This is a genomic window from Micromonospora sp. NPDC049374 (assembly GCF_040677165.1).
Taxonomy (GTDB): Bacteria; Actinomycetota; Actinomycetes; order Mycobacteriales; family Micromonosporaceae; genus Micromonospora.
Window position 1 is genome coordinate 32,987 of record NZ_JBFAQH010000010.1, and the last position, 26,711, is coordinate 59,697.

General features: G+C 71.5%; 21 protein-coding genes, 2 tRNA genes and 2 pseudogenes. 22 read left to right on the forward strand and 3 right to left on the reverse strand.

The genetic code is table 11. The annotated features are described in order from the left end of the window. Positions 1–12 precede the first annotated feature (12 nt). The 12 genes from AB0J93_RS17685 to AB0J93_RS17740 all read left to right on the forward strand — a co-directional run bounded on the left by AB0J93_RS17685 (position 13) and on the right by AB0J93_RS17740 (position 16,288). Positions 13–1,221 (forward strand): Gfo/Idh/MocA family oxidoreductase, encoded by a 1,209-nt coding sequence (locus AB0J93_RS17685; protein ID WP_363923053.1) that lies wholly within the window; start codon positions 13–15, stop codon positions 1,219–1,221. A gap of 503 nt (positions 1,222–1,724) precedes the next feature. Next, the gene (locus tag AB0J93_RS17690) at positions 1,725–2,885 is read left to right on the forward strand and encodes an inositol-3-phosphate synthase (RefSeq protein ID WP_363923055.1); all 1,161 of its coding nucleotides are present in this window, start codon (positions 1,725–1,727) and stop codon (positions 2,883–2,885) included. Next, positions 2,869–3,846, forward strand: a complete 978-nt coding sequence (locus AB0J93_RS17695) for an SCO3242 family prenyltransferase (RefSeq protein WP_363923057.1) — start codon at positions 2,869–2,871, stop codon at positions 3,844–3,846. Before AB0J93_RS17690 ends, AB0J93_RS17695 begins: the two co-directional genes overlap by 17 nt. After that, the gene (locus AB0J93_RS17700; RefSeq protein ID WP_363923059.1) at positions 3,843–4,778 is read left to right on the forward strand and encodes a sugar phosphate isomerase/epimerase family protein; all 936 of its coding nucleotides are present in this window, start codon (positions 3,843–3,845) and stop codon (positions 4,776–4,778) included. The genes AB0J93_RS17695 and AB0J93_RS17700 overlap by 4 nt, the downstream gene beginning before the upstream one ends. A 70-nt stretch (positions 4,779–4,848) precedes the next feature. Beyond that, positions 4,849–5,466, forward strand: coding sequence for an EboA domain-containing protein (locus tag AB0J93_RS17705; RefSeq protein ID WP_363923061.1), 618 nt, complete (start codon positions 4,849–4,851; stop codon positions 5,464–5,466). Then, positions 5,466–6,317 carry a TatD family hydrolase gene (locus AB0J93_RS17710; RefSeq protein WP_363923063.1) on the forward strand — a complete coding sequence of 284 codons (852 nt, stop codon included), beginning with the start codon at positions 5,466–5,468 and terminating at the stop codon, positions 6,315–6,317. The genes AB0J93_RS17705 and AB0J93_RS17710 overlap by 1 nt, the downstream gene beginning before the upstream one ends. Then, positions 6,317–7,564, forward strand: coding sequence for a metabolite traffic protein EboE (eboE, locus tag AB0J93_RS17715; RefSeq protein ID WP_363923065.1), 1,248 nt, complete (start codon positions 6,317–6,319; stop codon positions 7,562–7,564). Before AB0J93_RS17710 ends, eboE begins: the two co-directional genes overlap by 1 nt. A gap of 120 nt (positions 7,565–7,684) precedes the next feature. Continuing rightward, a complete protein-coding gene (locus tag AB0J93_RS17720) occupies positions 7,685–9,079 on the forward strand; it encodes a nucleotide pyrophosphatase/phosphodiesterase family protein (RefSeq protein ID WP_363923067.1) in 1,395 nt (464 codons plus the stop codon). Beyond that, a complete protein-coding gene (locus AB0J93_RS17725; RefSeq protein WP_363923069.1) occupies positions 9,076–10,143 on the forward strand; it encodes a polyprenyl synthetase family protein in 1,068 nt (355 codons plus the stop codon). The genes AB0J93_RS17720 and AB0J93_RS17725 overlap by 4 nt, the downstream gene beginning before the upstream one ends. A 249-nt stretch (positions 10,144–10,392) precedes the next feature. Then, the gene (locus tag AB0J93_RS17730; RefSeq protein WP_363923407.1) at positions 10,393–13,233 is read left to right on the forward strand and encodes a PQQ-dependent sugar dehydrogenase; all 2,841 of its coding nucleotides are present in this window, start codon (positions 10,393–10,395) and stop codon (positions 13,231–13,233) included. Positions 13,234–13,312: 79 nt separating this feature from the next. Then, positions 13,313–15,031: a ThuA domain-containing protein gene (locus AB0J93_RS17735; RefSeq protein WP_363923071.1), complete on the forward strand. Its 1,719-nt coding sequence runs from the start codon at positions 13,313–13,315 to the stop codon at positions 15,029–15,031. A 249-nt stretch (positions 15,032–15,280) separates the two neighbouring features. Then, on the forward strand, positions 15,281–16,288 hold the full coding sequence (locus tag AB0J93_RS17740; RefSeq protein ID WP_204027664.1) for a sugar phosphate isomerase/epimerase family protein: 1,008 nt from the start codon (positions 15,281–15,283) through the stop codon (positions 16,286–16,288). Between the two features lie 122 nt (positions 16,289–16,410). Here AB0J93_RS17740 and AB0J93_RS17745 read toward each other — a convergent pair whose 3' ends face one another. Then, positions 16,411–17,589, reverse strand: a complete 1,179-nt coding sequence (locus AB0J93_RS17745) for an ROK family transcriptional regulator (protein ID WP_363923073.1) — start codon at positions 17,587–17,589, stop codon at positions 16,411–16,413. Positions 17,590–17,810: 221 nt separating this feature from the next. Then, entirely contained in the window at positions 17,811–18,194 is a 384-nt protein-coding gene (locus AB0J93_RS17750) for a hypothetical protein (protein WP_363923075.1), read from the reverse strand. Between the two features lie 276 nt (positions 18,195–18,470). On the opposite strand from AB0J93_RS17750, the gene AB0J93_RS17755 reads away from it, so the two are divergent. From AB0J93_RS17755 to AB0J93_RS17800, 10 genes and pseudogenes are all read left to right on the forward strand, one after another. Continuing rightward, positions 18,471–18,543, forward strand: a tRNA-Asn gene (locus tag AB0J93_RS17755). Positions 18,544–18,835: 292 nt separating this feature from the next. Continuing rightward, positions 18,836–20,071, forward strand: coding sequence for an NAD(P)/FAD-dependent oxidoreductase (locus AB0J93_RS17760; protein WP_363923077.1), 1,236 nt, complete (start codon positions 18,836–18,838; stop codon positions 20,069–20,071). Positions 20,072–20,118: 47 nt separating this feature from the next. Next, positions 20,119–21,069, forward strand: coding sequence for a hypothetical protein (locus AB0J93_RS17765; protein ID WP_363923079.1), 951 nt, complete (start codon positions 20,119–20,121; stop codon positions 21,067–21,069). Continuing rightward, on the forward strand, positions 21,066–22,763 hold the full coding sequence (locus AB0J93_RS17770) for an insulinase family protein (protein ID WP_363923081.1): 1,698 nt from the start codon (positions 21,066–21,068) through the stop codon (positions 22,761–22,763). The genes AB0J93_RS17765 and AB0J93_RS17770 overlap by 4 nt, the downstream gene beginning before the upstream one ends. Positions 22,764–22,913: 150 nt before the next feature. Continuing rightward, a tRNA-Ile gene (locus tag AB0J93_RS17775) sits at positions 22,914–22,987 on the forward strand. A gap of 767 nt (positions 22,988–23,754) precedes the next feature. After that, on the forward strand, positions 23,755–24,354 hold the full coding sequence (locus AB0J93_RS17780) for a hypothetical protein (RefSeq protein WP_363923083.1): 600 nt from the start codon (positions 23,755–23,757) through the stop codon (positions 24,352–24,354). A 31-nt stretch (positions 24,355–24,385) separates the two neighbouring features. Beyond that, a pseudogene (locus tag AB0J93_RS17785) lies at positions 24,386–24,487 on the forward strand (VapC toxin family PIN domain ribonuclease); the annotation flags it as partial. Between the two features lie 224 nt (positions 24,488–24,711). Then, complete coding sequence (locus AB0J93_RS17790) at positions 24,712–24,966, forward strand: hypothetical protein (RefSeq protein ID WP_027656217.1); 255 nt, start codon at positions 24,712–24,714, stop codon at positions 24,964–24,966. Beyond that, positions 24,948–25,364: a type II toxin-antitoxin system VapC family toxin gene (locus tag AB0J93_RS17795; RefSeq protein ID WP_363923085.1), complete on the forward strand. Its 417-nt coding sequence runs from the start codon at positions 24,948–24,950 to the stop codon at positions 25,362–25,364. The genes AB0J93_RS17790 and AB0J93_RS17795 overlap by 19 nt, the downstream gene beginning before the upstream one ends. 68 nt (positions 25,365–25,432) lie before the next feature. Continuing rightward, a pseudogene (locus tag AB0J93_RS17800) lies at positions 25,433–25,560 on the forward strand (type II toxin-antitoxin system RelE/ParE family toxin); the annotation flags it as partial. Between the two features lie 218 nt (positions 25,561–25,778). On the opposite strand, the gene AB0J93_RS17805 reads toward AB0J93_RS17800, so the two are convergent. Beyond that, complete coding sequence (locus AB0J93_RS17805) at positions 25,779–26,639, reverse strand: hypothetical protein (protein WP_363923087.1); 861 nt, start codon at positions 26,637–26,639, stop codon at positions 25,779–25,781. Positions 26,640–26,711 lie beyond the last annotated feature (72 nt).

Genomic DNA, 26,711 nt, shown 5'->3' on the forward strand with positions numbered 1-26,711 from the left:
GGGAGACCCACCTTGTCCACGACAAACAACGAACTGCGGGTCGGCATGGTCGGCTACGCGTTCATGGGCGCCGCGCACTCGCAGGCATGGCGGACCGTGAACCGGGTGTACGACCTGCCGGCGCGGGCCCGGATGGCGCTCCTCTGCGGCCGGGACGCCGGGAAGGTGGCCGACGCCGCCGACCGGCTCGGCTGGGAGGAGCACACCACGGACTGGCGGGAGCTGGTGAACCGGCCGGACATCGACGTGGTCGACATCTGCACACCGGGTGACAGCCACGCCGAGATCGCGCTGGCCGCGCTCGCCGCGGGCAAGCACGTGCTGTGCGAGAAGCCGTTGGCCAACACGGTCGCCGAGGCCCGGGAGATGGCCGCCGCGGCGGCCACCGCCCAGGCCGGTGGGGCGCGGTCGATGTGCGGCTTCAACTACCGGCGGGTGCCCGCGGTGGCGCTGATGCGTCAGCTCATCGCCGACGGGCGGCTCGGCGAGATCCGGCACGTCCGGGCCACCTACCTGCAGGACTGGATCGTGGACCCGCAGTTCCCCCTGGTCTGGCGGCTCCGTAAGGAGGTGTCGGGATCCGGTGCGCTGGGCGACATCGGTTCGCACATCATCGACCTGACCCAGTACGTCACCGGACAGCGGATCAGCGGGGTCAGCGCGGTGACCGAGACCTTCGTCAAGGAGCGGCCGTTGCCGGCCGAGTCGAGCGGGTTGGCGGCGCAGGCCGACGGGGCCGACGCCGCCACCGGCCCGGTCACCGTCGACGACGCGGCGATCTTCGTGGCCCGTCTGGACGGTGGGGCACTGGCCACGTACGAGGCGACCCGGTTCGCCACCGGACGCAAGAACGCCCTCCGGGTTGAGATCAACGGTTCGCTGGGCAGCGTCGCCTTCGACCTGGAGCGGCTCAACGAGTTGGAGTTCCTCGACGCCACCCGGCCCGCGGCCGAGCAGGGCTTCAACCGGATTCTGGTGACCGAGGCCGAGCACCCGTACCTGTCGGCCTGGTGGCCGCCGGGACACATCATCGGGTACGAGCACTCCTTCACCCACCAGATGCGCGACTTCATCGAGGCGGTGGCGACCGGGGTCGACCCGTCGCCCTCGTTCGCCGAGGCGTTGCAGGTGCAACTGGTGCTGGACGCGGTGACCCGCTCGGCCGAACTGGGCTCCTCCTGGGCCGCGGTGGAGCCGTCGCTGGCACCGGTCGCCGCCTGAACCACCTCCGGAGCCGACCGGCGAGGGCCGGCCACGGTTGCGCCCCGTGGCCGGTACGGGTCGGGTCCGGAGGTCGTGCCACCGGGCGACCGGCGGCACGAGCAATGCGGTTCCTCCGGTGCGGCCGGACCGGGATTCCCCGGCAGCACCGGAGGGCCGCCGCCCACCGACCAGTCCACCGACCGTCCACCTGGAGACTCCCGCCGCCAGGCGGACCGCGTCCGACGAGTCGTCCGATCGGGACATCGTCGTCCTGACCGGGCCGGATGCGGGGGAGGCAGGGGCGAGACGCCGACTGTCCCTGCCTGCCAGCCCCGTCCGACCGACCCACCCGGTACGCCGGCCCGACGTCGTCGCCGCCGACCTCGGCGTCGGCCGGCGAGTACCCACCGGAGCGGGCGGCGGACGGGGCGCATCGGCCTAACCTGTATCTTTTTCAGCTTTTTCCTGATATCAAGATTCAATCGATGTATGTCGGTTTCTCGGGCACCGGAAGGAGCGCTATGCGTACAGGTGTCTGGCTGGTGGGGGCGCGTGGCTCGGTCGCGACCACCAGCATCGTCGGGGCGCTCGCGCTGCGCGCCGGGCTGACCGGGCCGACCGGCTGCGTCACCGAACTGCCCGGAGTCAACAGCCCCGCCCTGCCGGCCTTCGCCGACCTGGTCTTCGGCGGCCACGACGTGGTCGCCACCCCGATCGCCAAGCGCGCCGAGGCGCTCGCTGACGCCGGTGTACTGCCGGCCCGCCTGGTCGCCGCACTGCCCGAGGAACTGGCCGCCGTGGAGCGGGAACTACGCCCGGCACCCACCGTCGGGACCCAGGCCGACCGGGCCGCCGCGCTCGTCCGCGACGTCACCGCCTTCCGGCAGCGACACGAGCTGGCCCGGGTGGTGATGGTCAACGTCGCCGCGACCGAACCGGCTCCCCGACCGCATCCCGGGCACGCCGACCCGGACGCGCTGCGGGCCGCCCTCGCCGGTCCCGACGAGGTGCTGCCACCCAGCTCGCTCTACGCGTACGCGGCCGTCGCGGCGGACTGTCCGTACGTCGACTTCACCCCGTCGACCGGCCTGCGGCTGCCGGCGCTGACCGCGCTGGCCGACCGCCACGGCGTGCCGTACGCCGGCCACGACGGCAAGACCGGGGAGACCCTGCTCAAGTCGGTGCTCGCCCCGATGTTCGCGATGCGTCACCTCACCGTGCGGTCCTGGTCCGGGCTCAACCTGCTCGGCGGCGGCGACGGCGCCACCCTGGCCGATCCCGACGCGAACGCCGCAAAGGTGCGCAGCAAGCAACGGGTGCTCGGGGAGACGCTCGGCTACCTGCCGCAGGGCGACACCCGGATCGGGTACGTCGAGGAACTCGGTGACTTCAAGACCGCCTGGGATCTGATCACCTTCGCCGGGTTCCTGGGCACCGGGATGCGGCTGGAGTTCACCTGGCACGGCTGCGACTCGGCGCTGGCCGCCCCGCTCGTGCTCGACCTGGCCCGGCTCACCGCCGCCGCGCACGCCGCCGGCCGCACCGGGCCGCTGACCGACCTGGCCTTCTTCTTCAAGGATCCGCTGGGCACCGCGACCCACTCGCTGGCCGACCAGTGGACCCGGCTGTGCGCGTTCGCTGGCAGCCTGGACGCCGGAGACACCGATGCCTCGCGTGGCTGACCTGGCCGAGCTGGTCCGCGCCCCGGCCGCGCTCTCGGTACCCGGGGACGTGGTCGCCGGTGCCGCCGCGGCGGGCGCGCTCGGTCCGCGTACCCCCGCCCTCGCCGCCGCGTCGGTGCTGCTGTACTGGGCCGGCATGGCCGCCAACGACTGGGCTGACCGCGAACTGGACGCGGTGGAACGCCCCGAGCGGCCGATACCGAGCGGCCGGGTCAGTCCCGGCCTCGCGGTCGGGCTTGCCGCCGGTCTCACCGCCGCCGGTGTCGGGCTCGCCGCCGCGGCCGGTGGCCGGCGGGCCACCGCTGTCGCGTTGCCGCTCGCCGCCGCCGTCTGGGGGTACGACCTCGCGGCCAAGAACACCGCCGCCGGGCCCGCCATGATGGCCACCTGTCGGGGGCTGGACGTGCTGCTCGGTGCCGCCGGAGGTCGGACGGCGCGGGCGTTGCCGGCGGCGGTCACCGTCGCCGCGCACACCTGGACCGTCACCGCGCTGTCCCGTCGGGAGGTCAGCGGCACCGACCGCGCCCTGCCGCTGCGTACCCTCGCCGGCACCGCCCTGGTCGCGGCGAGCGCCGCCGTCCCGCCCGGTTGGCGACTCACCGCGAGCGTCACCCGGACCGGTGGTCCGGCGGAGCCCGCCTGGCGTGCCCCTGCCGTCCGCACCGACGGTCGGCGAACCGTCGACGTCGGGAACGGTCGGCGTGCCCTCGGCACCGTGGCGGTGGCGCTGCCCGCCGTCCTCGCCGCCTGGTACGCCGCCCGTTACGGCACCGCTCAGGCGCGGGTGGCGGCCGAGCCCACCGCGGCGCGGGTCCGCGCGGCGGTCGGCGCCGGCATCACCGGCCTGCCCGCGTTGCAGGGGGCGCTGACCGCCCGCGCCGGGTCGGGCCTGCTCGGACTGGCGGTGGCGGCGGCCGCACCGCTGGGCCGGCGGCTGGCCCGAAAGGTCTCACCGACATGACGTCCGCCGGCATCGCCAGGCCCTCCGACGGACTGCGGTTCGGGTACGGGACCAACGGCTTCGCCAACCACCGCCTCGACGACGCGCTCGCGGTCATCGCCGACCTCGGCTACGCCGGTGTCGCGCTCACTCTGGACCACGACCACCTCGACCCGTTCGCGCCCGCCCTGGCGGGGCGCGTCGACGCCGTCGCTCGCCGACTGGCCGAACTCGGGCTCGGCCTGGTGATCGAGACCGGCGCGCGATTCCTGCTGGACCCCTGGCACAAGCACGCCCCGACGCTGCTGCACGACGACCCCACGCTCCGGATCGAGTTCCTGCGCCGCGCGGTGGCGATCGGCGCGGACCTCGGCGCCGAGGCGGTCTCGTTCTGGGCCGGCGTCCGGCCGGATACGGTCACGCCGGCGGTGGCCTGGGACCGCCTGGTCGCCGGCTGTGCCACCGTGATCGAGGCGGCCGAGGCCGTCGGGGTCACGCTGGGGTTCGAACCGGAGCCGGGCATGCTGGTCGAGGACATCGCCGACTGGCGCCGCCTGCACGCCGCCCTCGGCTCGCCGGCCCACCTCGGCATCACCCTCGACATCGGACACTGCCGATGTCTGGAGCCGCAGTCGGTGCCCGACTGTGTCCGTGACGTCGCCGCGCACCTGGTCAACGTGCAGATCGACGACATGCGGCGGGGTGTGCACGAACACCTGGAGTTCGGTGTCGGCGAGATCGACTTTCCGCCGGTGCTGGCCGCGCTGCGCGAGATCGGCTACCGGGGCCTGGTGGCGGTGGAACTGCCCCGGCACTCGCACGCCGCGCCCACCGTCGCCGCCCGCTCGCTGGATTTCCTGCGCACCGCCGCCTCGGGGCACGTCCTTTGCTCTGCTTCAACCGGCGCACCAGCAGGCGTCCGCTATCCGGACAACGACCGACGCGTGGAGTGAAGCAGAGCAAAGGACGCACGCGGTGCCACCGCCACGGCCGTCGACGGCGGCGGACGAGGGAGGAGACGCGATGACAGTGGACGAGCTGCGGGCGGCCCTGCGGGGCGTACCCGATCCGGACTGGTTGGCCACGGCCCTGGACCGCGTCGCGGCCGAACCCACCACCGTCGCGCGGTTCTTCCCGGCGGCCGGCCGCCGCTGCGGCCGACACGACCTGCCCGAGCTGCCCGGCTGGACCGCCGACGAGGCGGCCCGGGCACTGCTGCTGGCCAGCCTGCCCACCGGTCACGCCCAGCAGGCCGAGGTGCTCTACCGCACCGGGGACGCCGCCGAGAAGCGGGCCGTGCTCAAGGCGCTGCCGTTGTTGCCGATCGGCGCGGCCGGGCTGCCACTGCTGCACGACGCGATCCGCACCAACGACACCCGGCTGGTCGCCGCGGCCCTCGGCCCGTACGCCCGCCACCTCGACCCGCCGGCCTGGCGGCAGGCGGTGCTCAAGTGCGTCTTCACCGGCGTGCCGCTGGCGGTGGTGACCGACCTCGACGCCCGCGCGGACCAGGAACTGGCGGCGATGCTCGCCGCGCTGGCCGCCGAGCGCCGGGCCGCCGGCCGGAGCATGCCCGCCGACGCCGCCGAACTGCTGGATCGGCTCACCGCCGCCAGCCAGCCCCAGCCCAGGGAGGTGTGATGCGGATCTTCGACCCGCACATCCACATGACGTCCCGTACCACCGACGACTACGAGCGGATGGCCGCAGCCGGCGTCCGGGCAGTGGTGGAACCGGCGTTCTGGCTGGGCCAGCCGCGCACCAACGTCGGCTCGTTCACCGACTACTTCGACTCCCTGGTCGGTTGGGAGCCGTTCCGGGCCGGGCAGTTCGGGATCCGCCATCACGCCACGATCGCGCTGAACCCGAAGGAGGCCAACGACAGGCGTTGCCGGCCCGTGCTCGACGAACTGCCCCGCTACCTGGAGAAGGACGGCGTGGTGGCGGTCGGCGAGATCGGGTACGACTCGATGACCCCCGAGGAGGACGACGCCTTCGCCGCCCAGCTCGCCCTGGCCGTGGCGCACGACCTGCCGGCGATGGTGCACACCCCGCACCGGGACAAGGCCCGGGGTGTCGAGCGTAGCCTGGCCGTGGTCGCCGAGTCCGGGATCGCGCCGGAGCGGGTGGTGCTCGACCATCTCAACGAGATGACCGTGAAACTGGTCCGGGACACCGGCTGCTGGCTCGGCTTCTCCATCTACCCGGACACCAAGATGTCGCCGCCGCGAATGGTCGAGCTGCTCAAGGCGTACGGGACCGAACGGATGCTGGTCAACTCGGCCGCCGACTGGGGACGCTCCGACCCGCTGCTCACCCGGGCCACCGGCGAGGCGATGCTGCGCGCCGGGTTCACCGACGACGACGTCGACCGGGTGCTCTGGCGCAACCCGGTCGAGTTCTACGGGCAGTCCGGGCGGCTCGACCTGACCGACGACGACCTCGCGGAGCCGACCTTCGCCGGCAACTCGATCCTGCGCGGCGGCAGCTGATGCGGCTGCGGCACACCGGCGGGCGCACCGTCCACCTCGGATACTGCACAAACGTGCACTCCGCCGAGGACCTCGCCGGCATCGTCGCCCAACTGGACACGTACGCGGTGCCGGTCCGCGAGACGCTCGGCGCCGATCCACTCGGGCTGGGCCTGTGGCTGGCCGCCCCGGTCGCCGCCGAACTGGCCGCCGACCCGGCCGCCCGCCGCCGGTTGCGCACCGAGTTGACCGTACGCGGGCTGGAGGTGGTCACCCTCAACGGTTTCCCGTACGCCGCCTTTCAGGCGCCCGTGGTCAAGGGGGCGGTGTACCGACCGGACTGGACCACGGACGACCGGCTCGGGTACACCCTCGACCTGGCCCGGGTACTTGCCGATCTGCTACCTGACGACGCCGCCCGTGGCTCGGTCTCCACCCTGCCGCTGGCCTGGCGGGCGCCGTGGGACCGCACCCGGGCGGACGCCGCCCGTCGACGGCTCGACCGGCTCGCCACCGGACTCGCCGCCGTCGAGCGGGACACCGGTCGGCCGGTGCGGGTCGGCTTCGAGCCGGAGCCCGGCTGCGTGGTGGAGAGCACCCCGCAGGCCGTCGCCGCCCTGTCCGGAATGGACACCGATCGCCTCGGGATCTGCCTGGATCTGGCCCACCTCGCCTGCGCCTGGGAGGAGCCCGCCGCCGCCCTGGAGCGGCTGGCCGTCGCCGGCCTGCCGGTGGTCAAGGTGCAGGTGTCCGCCGCGCTGGAGGCGGCCGCCCCGACCGCTGACGCCGCCGCCCTGCGCCGCTGGGTCGAGCCGCGTTTCCTGCACCAGACCCGCACCGCCGGCTGCGCCGCCGCCACCGGCGCCGCACCGACCGCGGCCACCGGCGTCGTATCGGGAGGCGGGCCGCAGGGCGCCGATCCGGCGGATCCGAGCTGGGCGGCCGACGACCTCGACGTCGCCCTGGACGCCGCGCTGCCCGGGCCGTGGCGGGTGCACTACCACGTGCCACTGCACGCCCCACCCGAACCACCGCTGGGCTCGACCCTGCCGGTGCTGCGCGCCGCGCTGGCCGCGCTCTTCGCCGGTGCCGACGCCGGCTGCGACCACCTCGACGTCGAGACGTACACCTGGGGGGTGTTGCCGGCGGCGCGACGCCCGCGCACCGACGCGGAGCTGGCCGCCGGGATCGCGGCCGAACTGGCCTTCACCCGGGACGAGCTGGTCGCCCTCGGGCTGACCCCGACCGACAAGGCGGTGATCCCGTGAGCGCGAGGAGTGAGCCGGTGTTGCGAGCCCCGCAGTCGCGAACAAAGGCGGTGATCCCGTGAGCGCGAGGAGTGAGCCGGTGTTGCGAGCCCCGCAGTCGCGAACAAAGGCGGTGATTCCGTGAGCGCGAGTCGACAGCTGGTGGTGCTCGACGTGGTGGGGCTGACCCCCCGGTTGCTGGCGCACATGCCCCGGCTGCGCGCGGTCGCCGACACTGGGTTCCGTGCCGAGTTGGGCACCGTGCTGCCGGCGGTGACCTGCTCGGTGCAGTCCACCTTCCTCACCGGAGCCCTCCCCGCCGAGCACGGCATCGTCGGCAACGGGTGGTACTTCCGGGACCTCGGCGAGGTGCTGCTCTGGCGGCAGCACAACGCGCTCGTCGGCGGGGAGAAACTGTGGCAGGCCGCGCGCCGCGCCCGGCCCGGTTACACGGTGGCGAACGTCTGCTGGTGGTACGCGATGGGCGCGGACGTGGACTGGACGGTCACCCCGCGACCGGTCTATTACGCCGACGGTCGCAAGGAGCCGGACTGCTACACCGACCCGCCGCAGCTGCACGATGCGCTCACCGACCGGCTCGGCACCTTTCCGCTGTTCACCTACTGGGGGCCGGGTGCGGGCCTGCCGTCGTCGCGCTGGATCTGCCGGGCGGCCGAGCAGATCCTCGCCGACTCCTCGCCCGACCTGACCCTGGTCTACGTTCCGCACCTGGACTACGACCTGCAACGCTTCGGCCCGTCCTCGCCCCGCGCCGCCGCCGCGGCGGCCGAGCTGGACGGTGTGCTCGCACCGCTGCTCGACGCCGCGCAGGCCCGCGACGCGACGGTGGTGGTGCTGTCGGAGTACGGCATCACCGAGGTGTCCCGGCCGGTGGACGTCAACCGGCTGCTGCGCGCCGAGGGGCTGCTGCGGGTGCACACCCAGGCGGGCATGGAGTACCTCGACCCGTGGACGTCCCGCGCCTTCGCGGTCGCCGACCACCAGGTCGCCCACGTGTACGTGCGCGACCCGGCCGACGTGTCGGCGGTGGCGAAGCTCTGCGCCGGGCTGCCCGGGGTGGCCGAGGTGCTCGGTGTCGACGGCAAGGCGGCCCACGGGTTGGACCATCCGCGCGCCGGTGAGCTGGTGCTGGTGGCCGAGCCGGACGCCTGGTTCACGTACTACTACTGGCTGGACGACGCGCGTGCGCCCGACTTCGCCCGGCTGGTGGAGATCCACCGCAAGCCCGGGTACGACCCGGCGGAGCTGCTCTTCGATCCGGCCGGGCCGGGCGCGGCGAAGCGCCGGGCCGCGGTCGCGCTGGCCCGCAAGAAGCTCGGGATGCGGTACCTGATGAACGTGGTCGGGTTGGATGCCGGCGCACGCGCGGTCCGGGGCTCACACGGACGGCTGCCCGCCGATCCGGCCGACGGACCGGTGCTGCTCTGCTCCGACGCGTCGGTGGCCCGGGACCGGATAGCGGCCACGGAGGTGAAGGGGCTGCTGCTGGAACTGGCCGGGTTGGAGGGACGGTGACGGTTGCCGAGGCACCTGTCGATTCGGCCGGGCTGCGGGCCCGCTTCGACGCCGAGCTGACCGCCTTCCTCGACCGGCAGGATCCGGACTGGCCGGACGGCGCACCACGGGGCGTCTTCACCACGTTGCACCGGTTCGTGCTGGCCGGCGGTAAGCGCCTGCGTCCACTGTTCTGCTACTGGGGCTGGCGGGGCGCGGGCGGCCCGGACGGCACGCCGATCGTGGTCGCCGCCGCCGCGCTGGAGCTGTTCCACGCCTTCGCGCTGATCCACGACGACATCCTGGACGGCAGCGACCGTCGCCGTGGGGAGCCCTCGGTGCACCGGATCTTCGCCGACCTGCACGCCCGCTCGTCGTGGCGGGGCGACCCCGAGGCGTACGGACGTAACACCGCCCTGCTCTGTGGTGACCTCTGCGCCGCCTGGTCGGATCAGATGTTCCACGAGTGCGGGCTGAGCCCCGACCAGGTGCACCAGGGGTACGCCGTGTTCGCGCTGATGCGTACCGAGGTGATCGCGGGGGAGTATCTCGACCTGGTTTCCGGGGTGGGCGACGGCTCGGTGGCCAGCGCGCTCACGGTGATCCGGATGAAGGCAGCCCGCTACACGGTCACCCGGCCGTTGCAGATCGGTGCCGCGCTGGCGGGTGCACCCGTCGAGCTGCTGGACGCGCTGGCCGAGTTCGGCGACCCGCTCGGGGACGCCTTCCAGCTCCGCGACGACGTGCTGGGGGTCTTCGGTGACCCGGCGGTCACCGGCAAGTCCGTGCTTGACGATCTGCGCGAGGGCAAACCGACGGTGATGATGGCGCTGGCCCGCGACGCCGCCGACCGGGCGCAGGGCGCCCGGCTGCGCGAGCTGTTCGGCAATCCCGACCTGGACGCCGAGGGCGCCGCCGAGCTGCGGGAGATCATCGAGAGCACCGGCGCCCGCCGGAAGATCGAGCAGATGATCCAGGTCCGCGCCGAAGCCGGGCTGGCGGCGCTGGAACACACCGAGGTGACTGCGGAGAGCCAAACCGCCCTGATGGAGCTGGCCGCCCAGGCCATTGACCGTCAGCGCTGAGCGCACCGCGGCAGGCCGCTCCCGAGCGGCTTTTGACCGAACAGACGAAAGTCTGCATCCGGCAGTCAGAAGATATAGACACATCAACGTATGACGTTTAATGTCGTCGCTAGGACCCACATGTTTCGTCGAGGTGAACCGGCGGCGCGGCACCCCCCTCGGCACCCCCGCTACGGCATCCGGCGCGACGGCGCGCGCCCCGCCCTGGCAGAGCACTCGTCAGGAAGGGACAGCACTGCGATGTCCACCATGCGCACCACCCACCACCCCGCACGGTGGTCCACAAGCGCCTCGGCGCTGCTCCTGGTCGTGACAGCCGGCACCGTGGCCATCGCCGGCCCGACTCCGGCCCGTGCCCACCCCATCGTCGCCAGCGACTTCCAGCAGGTCACCCTCGCCAAGGGAGTGGCCGAGGTCGGTGAACCGATGAGCATCGCGGTGCTGCCGGACCGTTCGGTCCTGCACACCGCCCGCAACGGCACGCTGCGCCGCACCGACGCCGCGGGCAACACCTCGGTGATCGCCAACATCCCGGTCTACACCCACGACGAGGACGGGTTGCAGGGCGTCGGGGTCGATCCGAACTTCGCCACCAACCGGCACATCTTCCTCTACTACGCCCCGCCGCTGTCCACCCCCGGCGGCGACGCCCCGGCCACCGGCACCAACTGGTCCGCCTGGCAGGGCGTCAACCGGCTGTCCCGGTTCACCCTCAACGCCGACTTCACCGTCAACCAGTCCAGCAAGGTCGACATCCTCGACGTCGCCGCCGACCGGGGCATGTGTTGCCACGCCGGCGGCGACATCGACTTCGACGCCGCCGGCAACCTGTACCTGTCCACCGGCGACGACACGAACCCCTTCGACTCCGGCGGGTACTCCCCGATCGACGAGCGCACCAACCGCAACCCCGCGTACGACGCGCAGCGCAGCGCGGCCAACACCAACGACCTGCGCGGCAAGATCCTGCGGATCAAGGTCAACGCCAACGGGTCGTACTCGATCCCGGCCGGCAACATGTTCGCCCCGGGCACCGCCCGCACCCGACCCGAGATCTACGCGATGGGTCTGCGTAACCCGTTCCGGATGAGCGTCGACAAGGCCACCGGTGTCGTCTACGTCGGCGACTACGGCCCGGACTCGGGCTCCACCTCCTCCCGCGGCCCCAGCGGACAGGTGGAGTTCAACCGGATCACCGGGCCTGGCTTCTACGGCTGGCCGTACTGCACCGGCACCAACACCAGCAACGAGACGTACGCCGAGTGGAACTTCGCCAACAACACCGCCGGAGCGAAGTACAACTGCACCGGCGGCGCGACAAACAACTCCTTCCGTAACACCGGCCTGACCACCCTGCCAGCCGCCAAGCCGGCGTGGATCCGCTACGCCGGTGACGCCGGCAGCCCGCCGGAGTTCGGCGGTGGCTCCGAGTCGCCGATGGCCGGCCCGGTCTACCGGTACGACGCCGCGCTCAACTCGGCCACCAAATGGCCGCAGAGCTTCGACGGGCTGTTCTTCGCCGGCGAGTTCGGCCGGGGCTGGATCAAGCCGATCCACATGAACGCCAACGGCTCGATAGCCAGCATCGACGGGTCCTTCCCGTGGAACGGCAAGCAGGTCATGGACATGGCGTTCGGCCCGGACGGCGCGCTCTACGTGCTGGACTACGGCACCGGCTTCTACAACGGCGACGCCAACTCCGCCCTGTACCGCTACGACTACGTCGGCGGCGGCAACCGGGCACCGACGGCGGTGGCCTCGGCGAACCGGACCTCGGGCGTCGCCCCGTTGACGGTGAACTTCTCCTCGGCCGGGTCGTCGGACCCGGAGGGTGGGGCGCTCACCTACTCGTGGGCGTTCGGCGACGGCACCACCTCGACGTCGGCGAACCCGACCAAGACATACACCGCCAACGGCAACTACACCGCCACCCTGACCGTACGCGACCCGCAGGGCGCCACCGGCACGGCGAGCGTACGGATCGGGGTCGGCAACACCGCCCCGACGGTCACCATCAACGGCCCGGTCAACGGGTCGCTGTTCTCCTTCGGCGACACCGTGCCGTTCAGCATCACGGTGACCGACCCGGAGGACGGCACCATCGACTGCACCAAGGTCAAGATGACCTATGTGCTGGGCCACGACAACCATGGCCACCAGATCACCTCGCAGAACGGCTGTTCCGGCTCGATCGCCGTGCCGGTCGACGGTGAGCACGACGACGCCGCCAACATCTTCGGCATCTTCGACGCCGAGTACACCGATGCCGGCGGTCTGACCACCCACACTCAGCACACCCTCCAGCCGCGCAAGCGGCAGGCGGAGCACTACAAGAGCGCCTCGGGCGTCGACCTCTTCGACAAGGCGACCGCCGAGGGCGGCAGGACCGTCGGCAACATCAACAACGGCGACTGGATCGCGTTCGAGCCGTACCGGATCAACAACGTGACGTCGTTCAGCGCCCGGGTCTCCTCGGCCGGCTCCGGCGGCACCCTCCAGGTGCGCGCCGGCTCGGCCACCGGCACGGTGCTCGGCTCGGCGACCGTCGCGGTGACCGGCGGCTGGGACACCTTCACCACGGTCACCGGCAGCATCGCCAACCCGCCCACGGGCACCACGACGCTGTACCTGACCTTCGCCGGCTCGGGAACGGGCCACCTTTACGACCTGGACTCGTTCTCCTTCACCACCGGCAACGGTGGCACCGGCGGAACCGGTCCGATCACCGGGTTGGCCGGTAAGTGCCTGGACGTGCGCGACGCGGCCACGGCCGACGGTACGCAGATCCAGATCTACACCTGTAACGGCTCCGCGGCGCAGACCTGGACGGTGACGCCGAACTCGACGATCCGGGCGTTGGGCAAGTGCCTGGACGTCAACGGTGCCGGCTCGGCCGACGGCACGAAGATCCAGTTGTGGACGTGTAACGGTGGCGGCGCCCAGGTCTGGTCGGCGCAGTCGAACGGCACGTTGCGTAACCCGAACTCGGGCAAGTGTCTGGACGTGTCGAACAACAGCTCCGCCGACGGGCAGGCCGTGCACCTGTGGACCTGCCACACCGACGCGAACCAGCGCTGGGTCCTGCCCTGATCCGAGGAGGGGCCCCTCGTCAACGCCTAGTGTTGAGAACAGGGCCCCTCCTAACACCACCAATCGTTGGGAGAGCGACATGCGCAGACTCCTCCGAACCACCGTCGGCCTGGCCACCGCCGCCCTCGCCGTACTCGCCTGCACCACCCCGGCCACCCCCGCCAGCGCCGCCGACGCCCCGTACGACGTGCTGGTCTTCTCCAAGACGGCCGGATTCCGGCACGACTCCATCGCCGTGGGCACCCAGACCATCCGGGACCTGGGCGCGGCGAACAGCTTCACCGTCACCGCCACCGAGGACGCCGCCGTCTTCACCACCGGCAACCTCGCCCAGTACGAGGCAGTGATCTTCCTCAACACCACCGGCGACGTGCTCAACGGCAGCCAGCAGAGCGCGTTCGAGTCGTACATCGGCTCCGGTGGCGGCTACGTCGGCGTGCACTCCGCCGCCGACACCGAGTACGGCTGGTCCTTCTACGGCAACCTGGTCGGGGCGTACTTCCGCTCCCACCCGGCCATCCAGCAGGCCACCGTCCGGGTGGAGAACCGTGCCCACGCGGCCACCGCCCACCTGCCGCAGAACTGGGTCCGCACCGACGAGTGGTACGACTTCCAGAGCAACCCCCGCTCCGGCGCGCGAGTGCTGGCCAACCTCAACGAGTCGACGTACTCGGGCGGTGTGATGGGTGCCGACCACCCGATCGCCTGGTGCAAGACGTACAACGGCGGTCGGTCCTTCTACACCGGCGGCGGCCACACCCAGGCGTCGTACGCCGAGCCGGCCTTCCGGGCGCACCTGCTCGGCGGCATCCGGTACGCGGCTGGCCGCACCAAGGCCGACTGTCGGCCGGAGACCGGCTACACCACCCTCTACAACGGCTCGACCAGCGGCTGGTCCCAGGCCGGGCCGGGCAGCTTCAGCAACTCCGACGCCACGCTGACCTCGGTCGGCGGGATGGGGCTGTTCTGGCACAGCGCCAAGCAGTTCACCAACTACTCGCTGAAGCTGGACTGGCGGGTGGCCGGCGACGACAACTCCGGTGTCTTCATCGGCTTCCCACCGTCGAGCGACCCGAACTCCGCCATCAACAACGGCTACGAGGTGCAGATCGACCCCACCGACGCCGCCGACCGGACCACCGGCGCGGTCTACGGCTTCAAGGCCGCCGACCTGGCCGCCCGGGACGCCGCGCTGAACCCGGCGGGGGAGTGGAACACCTACGAGCTGCTGGTGGAGGGGGAGCGTCTCCAGGTCTTCCTGAACGGCTCGAAGATCAACGACTTCACCAACACCGACCCGGTCCGGTCGCTCGCCGGCCACATCGGCATCCAGAACCACGGCACCGGCGACGACGTGTCCTTCCGCAACATCCGGATCAAGGAACTCGGCGGCTCGAACCCGCCGCCGGACGACGTCCGCACCGGTCGGATCACCGGGCTGGCCGGCAAGTGCCTCGACGTGCGTAACGGCTCATCGGCGGATGGCACGCAGATCCAGATCTGGTCCTGCCACGGCGGCGCGGCGCAGACCTGGACGGTGACGCCGAATTCGACGATCCGGGCGTTGGGCAAGTGCCTGGACGTCAACGGTGCCGGCTCGGCCGACGGCACGAAGATCCAGTTGTGGACGTGTAACGGTGGCGGCGCCCAGGTCTGGTCGGCGCAGTCGAACGGCACGTTGCGTAACCCGAACTCGGGCAAGTGTCTGGACGTGTCGAACAACAGCTCCGCCGACGGGCAGGCCGTGCACCTGTGGACCTGCCACAACAACGCCAACCAGCGCTGGGTGCTGCCGTAACCGGACACGCTCTACCGCCCCGGTGCGACGGTCACCCCGTCGTACCGGGGCTCTTTCCTACCGCGGGCCGCCCGCCTAGAGTGAGGGACGGCGACCGCGAGGTGGCCGGTGAGTCGACGGGAGGCGCAACCCGTCGGCCCCAGGCGCGACCGCGTCCACCGGTGCATCGTCGGGGCCGCCGCATCCGGTCATCCCTCGCCCCGGTCCCGCAGGTAACGGAATCCCCAACACGACAGGGGAAAAGGACACATGGCGCGACCGATCACGCTGTTCACCGGCCAGTGGGCCGACCTTCCGTTCGAGGAGGTGTGCCGGCTCGCCGCCGAGTGGGGCTACGACGGCCTGGAGATCGCCTGCTGGGGCGACCACTTCGAGGTCGACAAGGCCCTGGCCGACGAGTCGTACATCGAACGCAAGCGGGAGACGCTCGCCAAGCACAACCTCCAGGTCTTCACGATCTCCAACCACCTGGTCGGTCAGGCCGTCTGCGACCACCCGATCGACGAACGGCACCAGGGCATCCTGCCCGCCCGGATCTGGGGCGACGGCGAGCCCGAAGGGGTACGCCAGCGGGCCGCAGAGGAGATCAAGGACACCGCCCGTGCGGCGGCGAAGCTCGGCGTGGACACCGTCGTCGGCTTCACCGGCTCGTCGATCTGGCACACCCTGGCGATGTTCCCGCCGGTGCCGCCAGCCATGATCGAGCGCGGCTACCAGGACTTCGCCGACCGGTGGAACCCGATCCTCGACGTCTTCGACGAGGTCGGGGTGCGCTTCGCCCACGAGGTGCACCCCAGTGAGATCGCGTACGACTACTGGACGACGAAGCGGACCCTTGAGGCGATCGGGAACCGGCCCGCGTTCGGGCTGAACTGGGACCCGTCGCACTTCGTCTGGCAGGAACTGGACCCGGTGAACTTCATCTTCGACTTCGCCGACCGGATCTACCACGTCGACTGCAAGGACGCGAAGGTGCGTACCGGCGACGGCCGTCGCGGTCGGCTGGCCTCGCACCTGCCCTGGGCGGATCTGCGCCGCGGCTGGGACTTCGTCTCCACCGGCCACGGCGACGTGCCCTGGGAGGACTGCTTCCGGGCGCTGAACGCGATCGGCTACTCCGGGCCGATCTCCATTGAATGGGAGGACGCCGGGATGGACCGGCTGGTCGGCGCCCCGGAAGCGCTCCAGTTCGTCCGCCGGCTCGCCTTCGACGCACCGTCCGCCGCCTTCGACGCGGCGTTCAGCAGCAAGGACTGACCACAACGACGTCCGGGGGCCGGCCGGCCCCCGGACGCCCGTCCGTCCCGCCAGCGTGCGCCCCGGTCGCGACCGCCGCCCGGTTCCACAGCCGGCATCGTGGAGCCTCTCGGCAGCGCCGGTCAGCCGGCGCTGAAGACGTGCTCGCTGGCCAGGTGGGCCGCGCCCACCACGGCGGCCCGGCCCGCCAGGTCGGACAGGACGATCGGCATGGTGCCGGTGGCCAGCGGCGCCGAGCGTCGGTAGACCACGCCACGGATCTCGGAGAGCAGCAGGTGCCCGAGCCCGTCGGGTGCCCCACCGATCACGACCATGCCGGGGTTGAAGAAGCTGACCAGGCCCACCAGCACCCGACCGAGCCGACGGGCGGCGTCGCGGACCAGCAACTGGGTGGCTGGGTCCCCGGCGGTGGCGGCCGCGACCACGTCCGCGACGGTGAGCGTGCCCGCCGCGGCCAGGCGCGCGGCCAGCACCGGGGAGCGATCCGTCCGGGCAACCGCCAGCGCCGCCCGGACCAACCCGACATCCCCGCAGTACGCCTCGAGGCAACCGGCCTCTCCGCAGGCGCAGGGTGGCCCCTCCTCGCCGAGCGGTAGGTGGGCGATGTCGCCGGCGCTGCTGGTCGCCCCCCGGTAGAGCGATCCGCCGAGCACCAGCCCGCAGCCGATCGCCGTGCCGAGCTTCAGGTAGAGGAAATCCTCGACGGTGCGGCCGATGCCGGCGTGCCGTTCGCCCAGGGCGAGCACGTTCGCGTCGTTGTCGACCAACACCGGGCAGCCCAGTTCGGCGGCGAACGCGTCGCGCACCGGAAAGCGCTGCCAACGGGGCAGGACGGCCGGCGCGGTGGAGGTGCCGCCGTCGACCGGCCCGGGAAGGGCGACGCCGACCCCGGTGAGCTCGGTGACGCCCAGCTCAGCGCGGAGCTTGTCGACCAGCTCGACGGCGCGGCCGGTCACCGGCTCCGGCCCGTCGCGTACGTCCGCCACCTCGCCGGTCTCGGCCAGCACGTTCAGCTCACCGTCGGTGATCGCGACGGTGACCCGGTCGGTGGCGACCACCACGCTGGCGAAGCGTACGCCGCCGGAGAGGCGCAGCAGCGACGATCGGCGTCCGCCCCGGGAGGCCGCCGGCCCGGCGGTCTCGACCAGCCCACGGGCGGTGAGCCGGTCGAGTTCGGTGGTGAGCGCCGTCCGGGACAGGCCCAGCAGGTCACCCAGCTCCACCCGCGAGCGGGGACCTTCGTCCCGCAGTAACCGGACCAACCGTGCCTGCTGCGGATTTTCCGGCCGGACCAGGGCCATCTCGACCACCTCCGTTCGGAGTGTTCCACGGCGGTGTTTCAGACCAGTGGCCGGCCGGAGCCGGATCCGTCAACGCCTGTCCGATGTCGCCGCGGCGGCCCGCTGTGGCCCCGCTACCGGCCCGCCGTGACCCCGCTACCGGCCCGCCGTGGCCCGCTGCCGGACGGGTGTACGGACGGGCCCGGCCACCGAGATCGGTGGCCGGGCCCGTCCGGGGGTGCTCAGAGGGTGCTGCCGTTGGCTCCGGAGCCGGACGGCTTGCTGCGGGGGGTGGCGGACGTCGAACCGGAGCTCGACGAGCCGGAACCCGACTTGCTACCGGCCGTGGCCGGCGTGCCGGCGAACGTGTCGTCGGCGGGCGTGAGCCCCGCCTTGCCGTTGGCGTTCAGCTTCTCGCCCAGCTTGGAGTTGCCGAGCTTGTCCTTGCCCTCGTGGTAGAGACGGTTCGCCTGGGCCTGCGCGACCCCGGCCGCCTCCTGGACGGTCGGGTGGTCGAGCACCTTGCGGCCCCGGACCACCAACTCCTCGTACTTCTCCCGGCCGGCACGGGCGCCCAGGACGAACCCTGCAGCCAGCCCGCCAAGGAACATGATCTTTCCGCGCATGGCGGCTCCTTTCGTACCTGACGCGCCGTCGTCCCGCTCCCGGAAGCCCGGGTGGCGGGACCGACCGATTCGCGCCTGCGTCCTGTCGTCGGCAGCTAACTACCCATCCTGCTCTCCGCTCATACCTCCTTGTGCCGGGATGACGATTTGTCTGGTAAACGGCCCCCGGATCGCTCGGTGGTGGCCGATGAACCCCCTGGACCAACACCCCCCGCCGTCCTGTACTCTTGTGCCCGGCGCGCGGTGCGGAGCGATCCGTTCCGGGCGTTGTTGCGGTCCCCCGTAGCTCAATTGGCAGAGCAGCCGGCTGTTAACCGGCAGGTTTTTGGTTCGAGTCCAAACGGGGGAGCTTCCTTCCTCACCACGACGCCCACCGGCCGGATCCGGTGGGCGTCACTCGTTCCCCCACCGGACGGCGTCGACCGTCGCGACGCCGCGCTTCGGCGGCGGCACCCGGCCAACCGGTCTACGCTGGTGCCCGTCGATCCTGCGACAACAGCCGGTGGGTGGGATGTCCGGAATCTGGAAGACCGACCCGGCCGAGCTGCGGCCGTCCGAGGCGTCCACGGCGGCCGTTCACTCCGCCGTGGTCACGCGGCACGCCCGCCGCCGGCCCGCACGACCAGGGTGGGGCCTGCCCGATGTCCGCTGACACCGACGTCGTGATCGTGGGCGGCGGCCTCGCCGGCCTCGCCGTGGCTCGCCGCCTGCACCGCGCGGGCGTGTCCTGGCGGTTGGTGGAGGCCGCCGACCGGCTCGGCGGCCGGGTCGCCACCGACGCCGTCGACGGCTACCTGCTCGATCGTGGATTCCAGGTGCTCAACACGGCGTACCCCCGGCTCGGCGCGCTGCTCGACGTGGACAGTCTCGACCTCGGCTTCTTCGTTCCGGGGGTGCTGGTACGCAAGGGCGACCGGCTGCTGCGACTGGTCAACCCGCTACGCGATCCCACCGGTGGTCCGGGCACCGCCCTGGCCCGCGTCGGGTCGCTGCCCGACCGGCTACGCTTCGCCGCCCTCGCCGCGAGGTACGCCACGCTGCCCGCCCGACGCCTGCTCGCCTCTGCCGAAACCACCGCCGAGACGGCGCTACGCCGCGCGGGCCTCTCCCACGCGATCATCGAGGACCTGCTGCGCCCGTTCCTGACCGGTGTGCTGCTCGACCGGGAACTGACCACCTCCAGCCACGTCCTGGCGATGGTGCTGCGCTCGTTCGCCCGGGGCCGGGTCGGCCTGCCCGCCGAGGGCATGGCGGCGTTGCCCCGGGCCGTCGCCGCGCCGCTGCCCGCCGGGCTGCTCGACCTGAACACCACAGTCTCCGAGGTGGCCCCGGGCCGGGTCCGGACCACCGTCGGTGAGCTGCGCTGCCGGGCCGTAGTCGTCGCCGTCGACCCGCCCGCCGCCACCCGGCTGCTGGACCTGCCGCCGGTACGCATGAACAGCTACACCACCTACTACCACGCCACCACCGAGCCGCCGTTGGACGAAGCGATCCTGCTCCTCGACGGCGACCGCCGCGAGATGATCGCCAACACGGTAGTGGTCAGCCGGGCCGCGCCCGGCTACGCGCCGCCCGACCGGCACCTGATCGCCACCTCCGTGGTCGGGCCGTCGGTACCGTCCGAGTCGGCCGTGCGGCTGGAACTGACCCGGCTGTACGGGCGGCCCACCGCAGACTGGACGCACCTGACCACGGTCACGATCCCTGCCGCGCTGCCCGCCGCGCCGCCGCCACAGGGCCGGCTACGGAAGCCGGTGGCGCTGGGAAACGGGCTGTTCGTCGCCGGTGACCACCGCGACAGCCCATCGATCCAGGGGGCACTCGCCAGCGGATGGCGCACCGCCGGGGCCACCCTGCGGCACCTGCGTCAGCACTGAGAATTCGGGGCCACCAGGCCCAAAGATGATCACTTATGATCCTCGCCATGCCCCGACCCCTCGCGCCGCCGGTGCTCGACACCGCGGCGGCGTACCCCCAGGTGGCCGCCGCCCGTGACGCGCTGGCCGCCGGTGACTGGCCGGCGCTGCGCACCCTCGTCGACGCCCAGGGCGCCCACGGTAGGACGGTCCTCGTCGGCGAGGTCGGCGGCACGGCGGACGTCGAGACGTTCCTCCGGAAGGCGCTCGCCGAACAACCGGACGACCCGGTGGCCGCTGCCATGCTGGGGGCGCACCTGATCCACGCCGGGTGGCGGATCCGGACGGCCAAACGGGCGCAGGATGTCAGCCGGGAACAGTTCGTCCAGTTCTTCGATCATCTGCGCCGGGCCGAGCAGGTCCTCATCGAGGCAACCGCCCGCCACCCGGAGGACGCGGCAGCCTGGACCCAGCGGGTCACCAGCGCTCGTGGCCTGCAACTCGGCCAGGCCGAGGCCCGCCGCCGGTACGACCGCCTCGCCGCCGGGCACCCGCACCACCTGCCGGCACAGAGTTCCCTGTTGCAGCAGCTCTGTCCGAAGTGGAGTGGAAGCTGGGAGAAGGCGCACACCTTCGCCCGGGAATGCGCCGACGCCGCACCGGCCGGCGCACCAAATGCCGTCCTCGTCGTCGAGGTGCACCTGGAGCAGGCCTTCGACCACGGCACCCTGTCCGCTGCGCGGGCATTCCTGCGCGGTCAGCAGGTGCGCGCCGCGATCCACGATGCGGCACAGCGCTCCATCTGGCACCGCGAGTTCCGCCACGGCTGGGGCTGGGTCGGGGTACGCAGCACCTTCGCCCTCGCCTTCTGCCTCATGCAGGAGTGGACGCCGGCGGCACAGCAGTTCGCCGCCCTCGGCGACCTCGGTGACGAGTCGATGTTCGGCTACTTCGGCGACGCGGTGGCGCAGTTCCAGCGGTTCCGCGAGAAGGCGTACGCGAAGGGCGGCCAGCCGTGATCCAGCACCTCGAAACCGACGGGGTGCCGACCCTGCTCGCCCCGACCGGCGGGCCGATGCGCGCCGGGCTGACCTTCCGGGTCGGCACCGCCGACGAGACGCTGGCCCGTCACGGCATCACCCACCTGGTCGAACACCTCGTCCTCGCCCCGTTGGGCACCGCCGACTACCACTTCAACGGTGCCACCGGGCCGACCTTCACCACCTTCCACATGCAGGGCTCAGCCCAGGACATCGCCACCTTCCTCACCTCCGTCTGCGCCAACCTCACCGACGTGCCGATTGGCCGGTTGGAGGTGGAGAAGGACATCCTGCGTACCGAGTGGAGCAGCCGGGGAAGCGCGGCCATCGACGACATCCCGTTGTGGCGCCACGGTGCCCGCGACCACGGGCTCAGCAGCTACCCGGAATGGGGACTGGGCCGGCTCACCGCCGAGGAGCTGCGCCAGTGGGCCGCACGCTGGTTCACCCGGGAGAACGCGGTGCTCTGGATCGCCGGTGACCGGGTGCCCGAAGGGCTGCGGCTGAACCTGCCCGCCGGCACCCGCCAGCCGGTACCGGCTGCCTCGTCGGCGCTGCCGACCACCCCGGCGTACTTCGTGCACGGCTCGCGGGCGGTGGTGCTCGACGCGGTCGTGCGGCGTCGGACCGCCGCGAACGTCTTCGCCGAGGTGCTGGAGCGCGAGCTGTTCCGGGCGCTGCGCCAGGACGCCGGGCTCTCCTACACCATAGGCAGCGGCTACGAGCCGCGCGGCGACGGTCAGGCCCACCTGCGGGCCCTTGCCGACGCGCTGGCCGAGAAGCAGGACGCCGTGCTCGGTGGATTCATCGACGTGCTGGCCAAGCTGCGGGTGGGCCGGATCGAGCAGAGCGACCTCGACGCCGCGGTCGCCAAGCGGATGGACATGTACGCCACCGCCGAGGCCGACGCCACCCGGCTGCCCGCGTACGCCTTCAACCTGCTCACCGGCGAGCCGAACCACACCATCGACGAGCATCTCGCGCAGCTGAAGGCGGTCACCGTCGCCGACCTGCACGAGGTCGCCCAGGAGGCGTACGCCTCGGCGCTGCTGATGGTGCCGGACGGGACCAGCGCCGACTGGGCCGGCTTCACCGCCGCGCCCACCTCGTCGGAGGCGACCGTGTCGGGCACCACCTACCACGCCCGCGACGACGACAGTCGACTGCTCGTCGGCACCGAGGGGGCCAGCCACCTCAGTGCCGGCGGCACCCTCACCGTCACGTACGCCGACTGCGCCGCGCTGCTCGCCTGGCCCGACGGCGCCCGACAGCTCATCGGCCACGACGCGATCGTGTTGCACATCGAGCCGACCCTGTTCGACACGCACCCGGCGGCGATGCACGTCATCGACAGCGGAGTGCCCATCGACCGGCAGATCACCATGCCGCCCCGCGACCCGGAGAGCATCCCGCAACCGCGTGCCCTCCGCGCGGCCCGCGAGCACCTGGCCCGGCCGAAGCGGGCCGGGTGGGAGATCCTGCTGATGGTGCTCAGCGGCCTCGCCACGCTGGTGGTGGGCGGGTTCACCCTGCTGCTCACCATCGGAATGTTGATCAGCCCCACCGCCGAGGAGGACGTCGCCGTACTGTGGGGTGCGGTCGTGATCGGCTGGCTGCTCACTGTTATCCTCGCGTTGCCCATCGTGCTGCTGACACGGGGGCGACGCCGGTGAGGAGACGCCGTCGACGCCGAATCCCTCCCGACATGCACCGCACGGCGCTCGCACCCAGCGTCCGACCTTGCGGTCCGTCGGACCGCAAGGAGGTCGGTAAGGCTCGTTGACCGGTGATCGACTGGGCGGGATAAGATCCGGCCCGGTGCCGGGGCGGTAGCTCAGCCGGTTAGAGCAGGGGACTCATAATCCCTCGGTCGCGGGTTCGAGTCCCGCCCGCCCCACTTACGGCTGGCATCACGCGTCGATCGAGCGGGTCGGCTGAAACCGCAGCGTGACGGGACGGCGGCGGAACGTGTCATCACCGTGTGTTCCCTATATGGATGCCCTCGGCCGAATTCCTCGCGGTCTCGCTCGAGTTGTGGCCGGCTTGGCCCTGTTCGCGGTGGCGGCCTGCGGTACCACAGTGCCGCAGGCATCGTCCGACGGTACCGCCGCGCCCACAACGAGGGCGCCTCCGGGCTTGTTGCCGTCGGAGACCGCATCTCAGGTGGCGGAACCTCCCCGGCCGCCGTACGAGATTCTGTCTGAGGCGAACGCGGAGCGGGCACTGTACGGGCCAGCCGGCTCGACGCCGACACTGGCCGGTGCCAATAAGCCCCCACCGGACGTCTCCTTCCGAGATGCCAGCGGGCGGGAGGTGTACCGGAGAGAGGTCAAGACCTTTGGTGGGGCGCCGACCACGTTCGCTCGGCAGTTCGAGGACTATGCGAAGAAGTTGGACTACCGGGGTGAGCTGTATGTGCAGGTACCCAGAGGTACAGACATACAACGGCTGATGGAGGCGTTCTGGGCCAAGAATCGCGACGATCGCCGCTTGGCGAGATACGCGGACGTGTACGTTGCCTTCCACACGCCGGATGGTCGGCCGGCAGGGTTGTGGATGCTGGGGGCTCGTGGAATGGGCGTACCCGGTTAGGGGTGACACGTGGGGGCATCGGCGTTTCTCTACTGCTCGTGTAACCGAATCTGCTGGGGTCTCGGTAAGCCATTGAGCGAGCAGCCCGGCGGCACTGTCATCAGGTATGCCGGCAATCCTGGTCAGCCGGTCTTCTCGCAGTCCCGACTGCCGTCCAGCGCGTTGTGGAAGCTGCTTGCCGACCACGTCGGTCACCAGCTTCGGGTGGCTCACGACTGGGATCCCGAACTGCATCGTCAGATGGAGAGCGGTGTGCTGCCGGCCATGCTGGACGCGGACGGCGACCTGGACATACCCCTTCCGGCCTACCTTGCCGGCTGGCCGGAGGATGGGTTCGCAGATTTGTTGTCCGCTGGCTTCGACGCCACCGACGAAGGGTTTCTGACCTGCGAACGCTGCCCTGAGCGGCTGGCCCTCGGCCGGGCGCTGCGGGATCGTGCGGGTGCCCTGTTGCTGTTTCATGCTGGCGACCCGGGTGAGGTGGCCAATTCTCGGCAACCGGAGCTGAACGCGGCGGCCTGGCGCTTCCTGACCGTGCACTTTCAGCATCCGTTACGGGTCGTTGCGTATCCCGCTGGGGAACGTGCTCCGGCCGACGGCTGTGTGACTGTCGGCGGCGGCGGGTCGGGCGGCATGTCGCTCGCGGCGTACGTCGCCGGGTTCACCGGCTGATCTCGGGACAGACCTGCAAGCGGTTAGGGGCGCGGCGGCGGAGTTGATGGCATGCCCACTCGTTACCGGTGATGGTCGGCTCGCCGAAGCCAGCGGCGTCCGCTGCGAGATCCGACTGCTCGTGGCCTCCTGACGTTGGCCACCCGAGGATCATCGGCCTGACGCCCTTGGAGCGGCCAACCTGAGTGGAAGCGGCTCACCGACGATCGTCGCGCTGCGGTTCGCATGGTGGTACGTCCGGCCCGTTACTTTCTCTGACCTGCAGTTCGTGGCCGTACGACAGTCGTCATGCGAATCGGTTGATCGAGGGTTCGAGTCTTCCTGGCCAGCAAGCAAGACTGCATGCATAATGAATGCATGGTTGCTCTCCAGATTCGGGACGTGCCGGAAGAAGTGCGAGACGCCCTGGCGGCCCAGGCCAAGGCGCGCGGGCAGTCGCTCCAGGCGTACCTGCTGGAGTTGGTGGAGACGCAGGCTCGACGGCTGCGGAACACGGCGGCCCTTGATCGCTTCGCTGGCCGATCGGACGGTGCGCGTTCTCTGCCGGGGGAGAGTGCGGCCGAGTTGAATGACCAGCGGGAGCAGCGCGGACCGTGGGGAAGCGCCGCGTGATCGTGGTGGATGCGTCGGTTCTGGCCGATGCCCTGGTTGACGACGGGCCGGTTGGCGGTGCGGCGCGGGCGGAGCTGACCGGCGATCCGCACTGGGCCGCGCCGAGTCATCTTTTGGTCGAGGTCATGTCCGTGATCAGAGGCAAGGTCATCGGGGGGAAGCTCGGCCTTGCGCGGGCGCAGGAGGCGATCGACACCCTGCCCTCGCTGGTTATCGATGAGGTTGGCGTCGCTGTGCTGCTTGACCGGATGTGGCAGTTGCGGGGCAATGCCACGGCGTACGACGCGGCTTACGTCGCGGCGGCGGAGTTGATGGCCTGCCCACTCGTGACCGGTGATGGTCGGCTCGCCAAGGCCAGCGGCGTCCGCTGCGAGATTCGACTGCTCGCGGCGTCCTGACGGTGGTCGCTCGAGGACCATCGGCCTGACGCCCTTGGCCCGGCCAACCTGAGTGGAAGCAGCTCACCGACGAGCCCTTCGACGGCTTCCGCTCCGCCCGTCGCGGCACGTACCGGATCATCTACCGGATCAACGAGGCCAACGCGTCGTGGAGATCCACTCGATCCGCCATCGGCGCGACTCCTACCGCTTCTAGGGCCACGTCTGGAGTCCCGCTTCATTGGGCTGGCCGGCCCGTTCCCAGCGGGAACGGCCACCGGCGATAGTCGCTTGTCGGTTCGCATGGTGGTACGTCCGGCAAGACGCCAGCCGGACGGCGACAGGCCGCAGGTGGCGGATGCCACCTGCGGCCCTTGGCCTCTTACTGTGCGGCCGGTCGTCTGCACCGGCCGAGGTAACAGCGTGGCCGTCGGCTCAGGCGCAGATCGCCTGGATGGCCAGACCGTCGCTGGGCACGCCGGTCAGCGAGAGGCGGACCGCCCTGAGGTCAACGTCCGGGTAGAGGGAGTTCAGGAAGGTCTGACCAGCTGAGCCGGCTCCCGTGGCGCCGCCCACCGAGTGCACCTGCTCGGTTCCGGGGCAGGTGTGACTGGCCGAGCTGACCCCGGTCTGCACCGATCCCTCGGCCGCCGCCCCCACCGGGTTGGCGCAGATGGCGTACGCGGTGACCTGCCAGTTGCCCGAGTAGGAGCCGTCCTCGGCGGCAGCGGCCCGGGCGATGTCGAGGGGACCGGAGGCTCGGGACATCTGCAGGCCGACGCTGCCGAATCCGCCACCGGCGATGCTCGCCCCGCTGCCGATCACCCGCTGGCTGCCCGAGCAGCCTGCGGCGGTGCTCCGAGGCGAGACCGAGGAGTAGTCGGAGGCCTGCGGGACGATGTTGTATCCGGGCACCGAGGCCGCGGGGGCGCAGATGGCGTACCCCTCCAGTGCCCAGTTGCCGCTGATCCCGCCCGGCGGTTCGTCCGCCCAAACCTCGTACCGGTCGGTCTGGCCGGGGCCGCTGATCGGCTGTAGGTGGCTCAGCCGGATCGACCCCGCCGCCGGGCCGCTAACCCGGGCGCCGCCGCCGATCACCCGCATCCCGTTCGGACACTCGGCGGCCCGGAACTTCGGCGACTGCGAATTCGTCGCGGTGCTCACGTGGGTGGTCCGGATCAGGCCACTGACCGCGACGGCCGGGGCGGTCGCGACGAGCTGGGCGGCCGCACCGAACGTCAGGGCGGCGATCAGTGCCGCCACGCGGAGACCGGCTCGAGCTTGCTTCGTGTTCATGGCTCCTCATTTCGTATGGATCGAGGTGACTGGCTTGTGCCGTCGCTCCGGACTGTGCCGGGTGGACCTTCG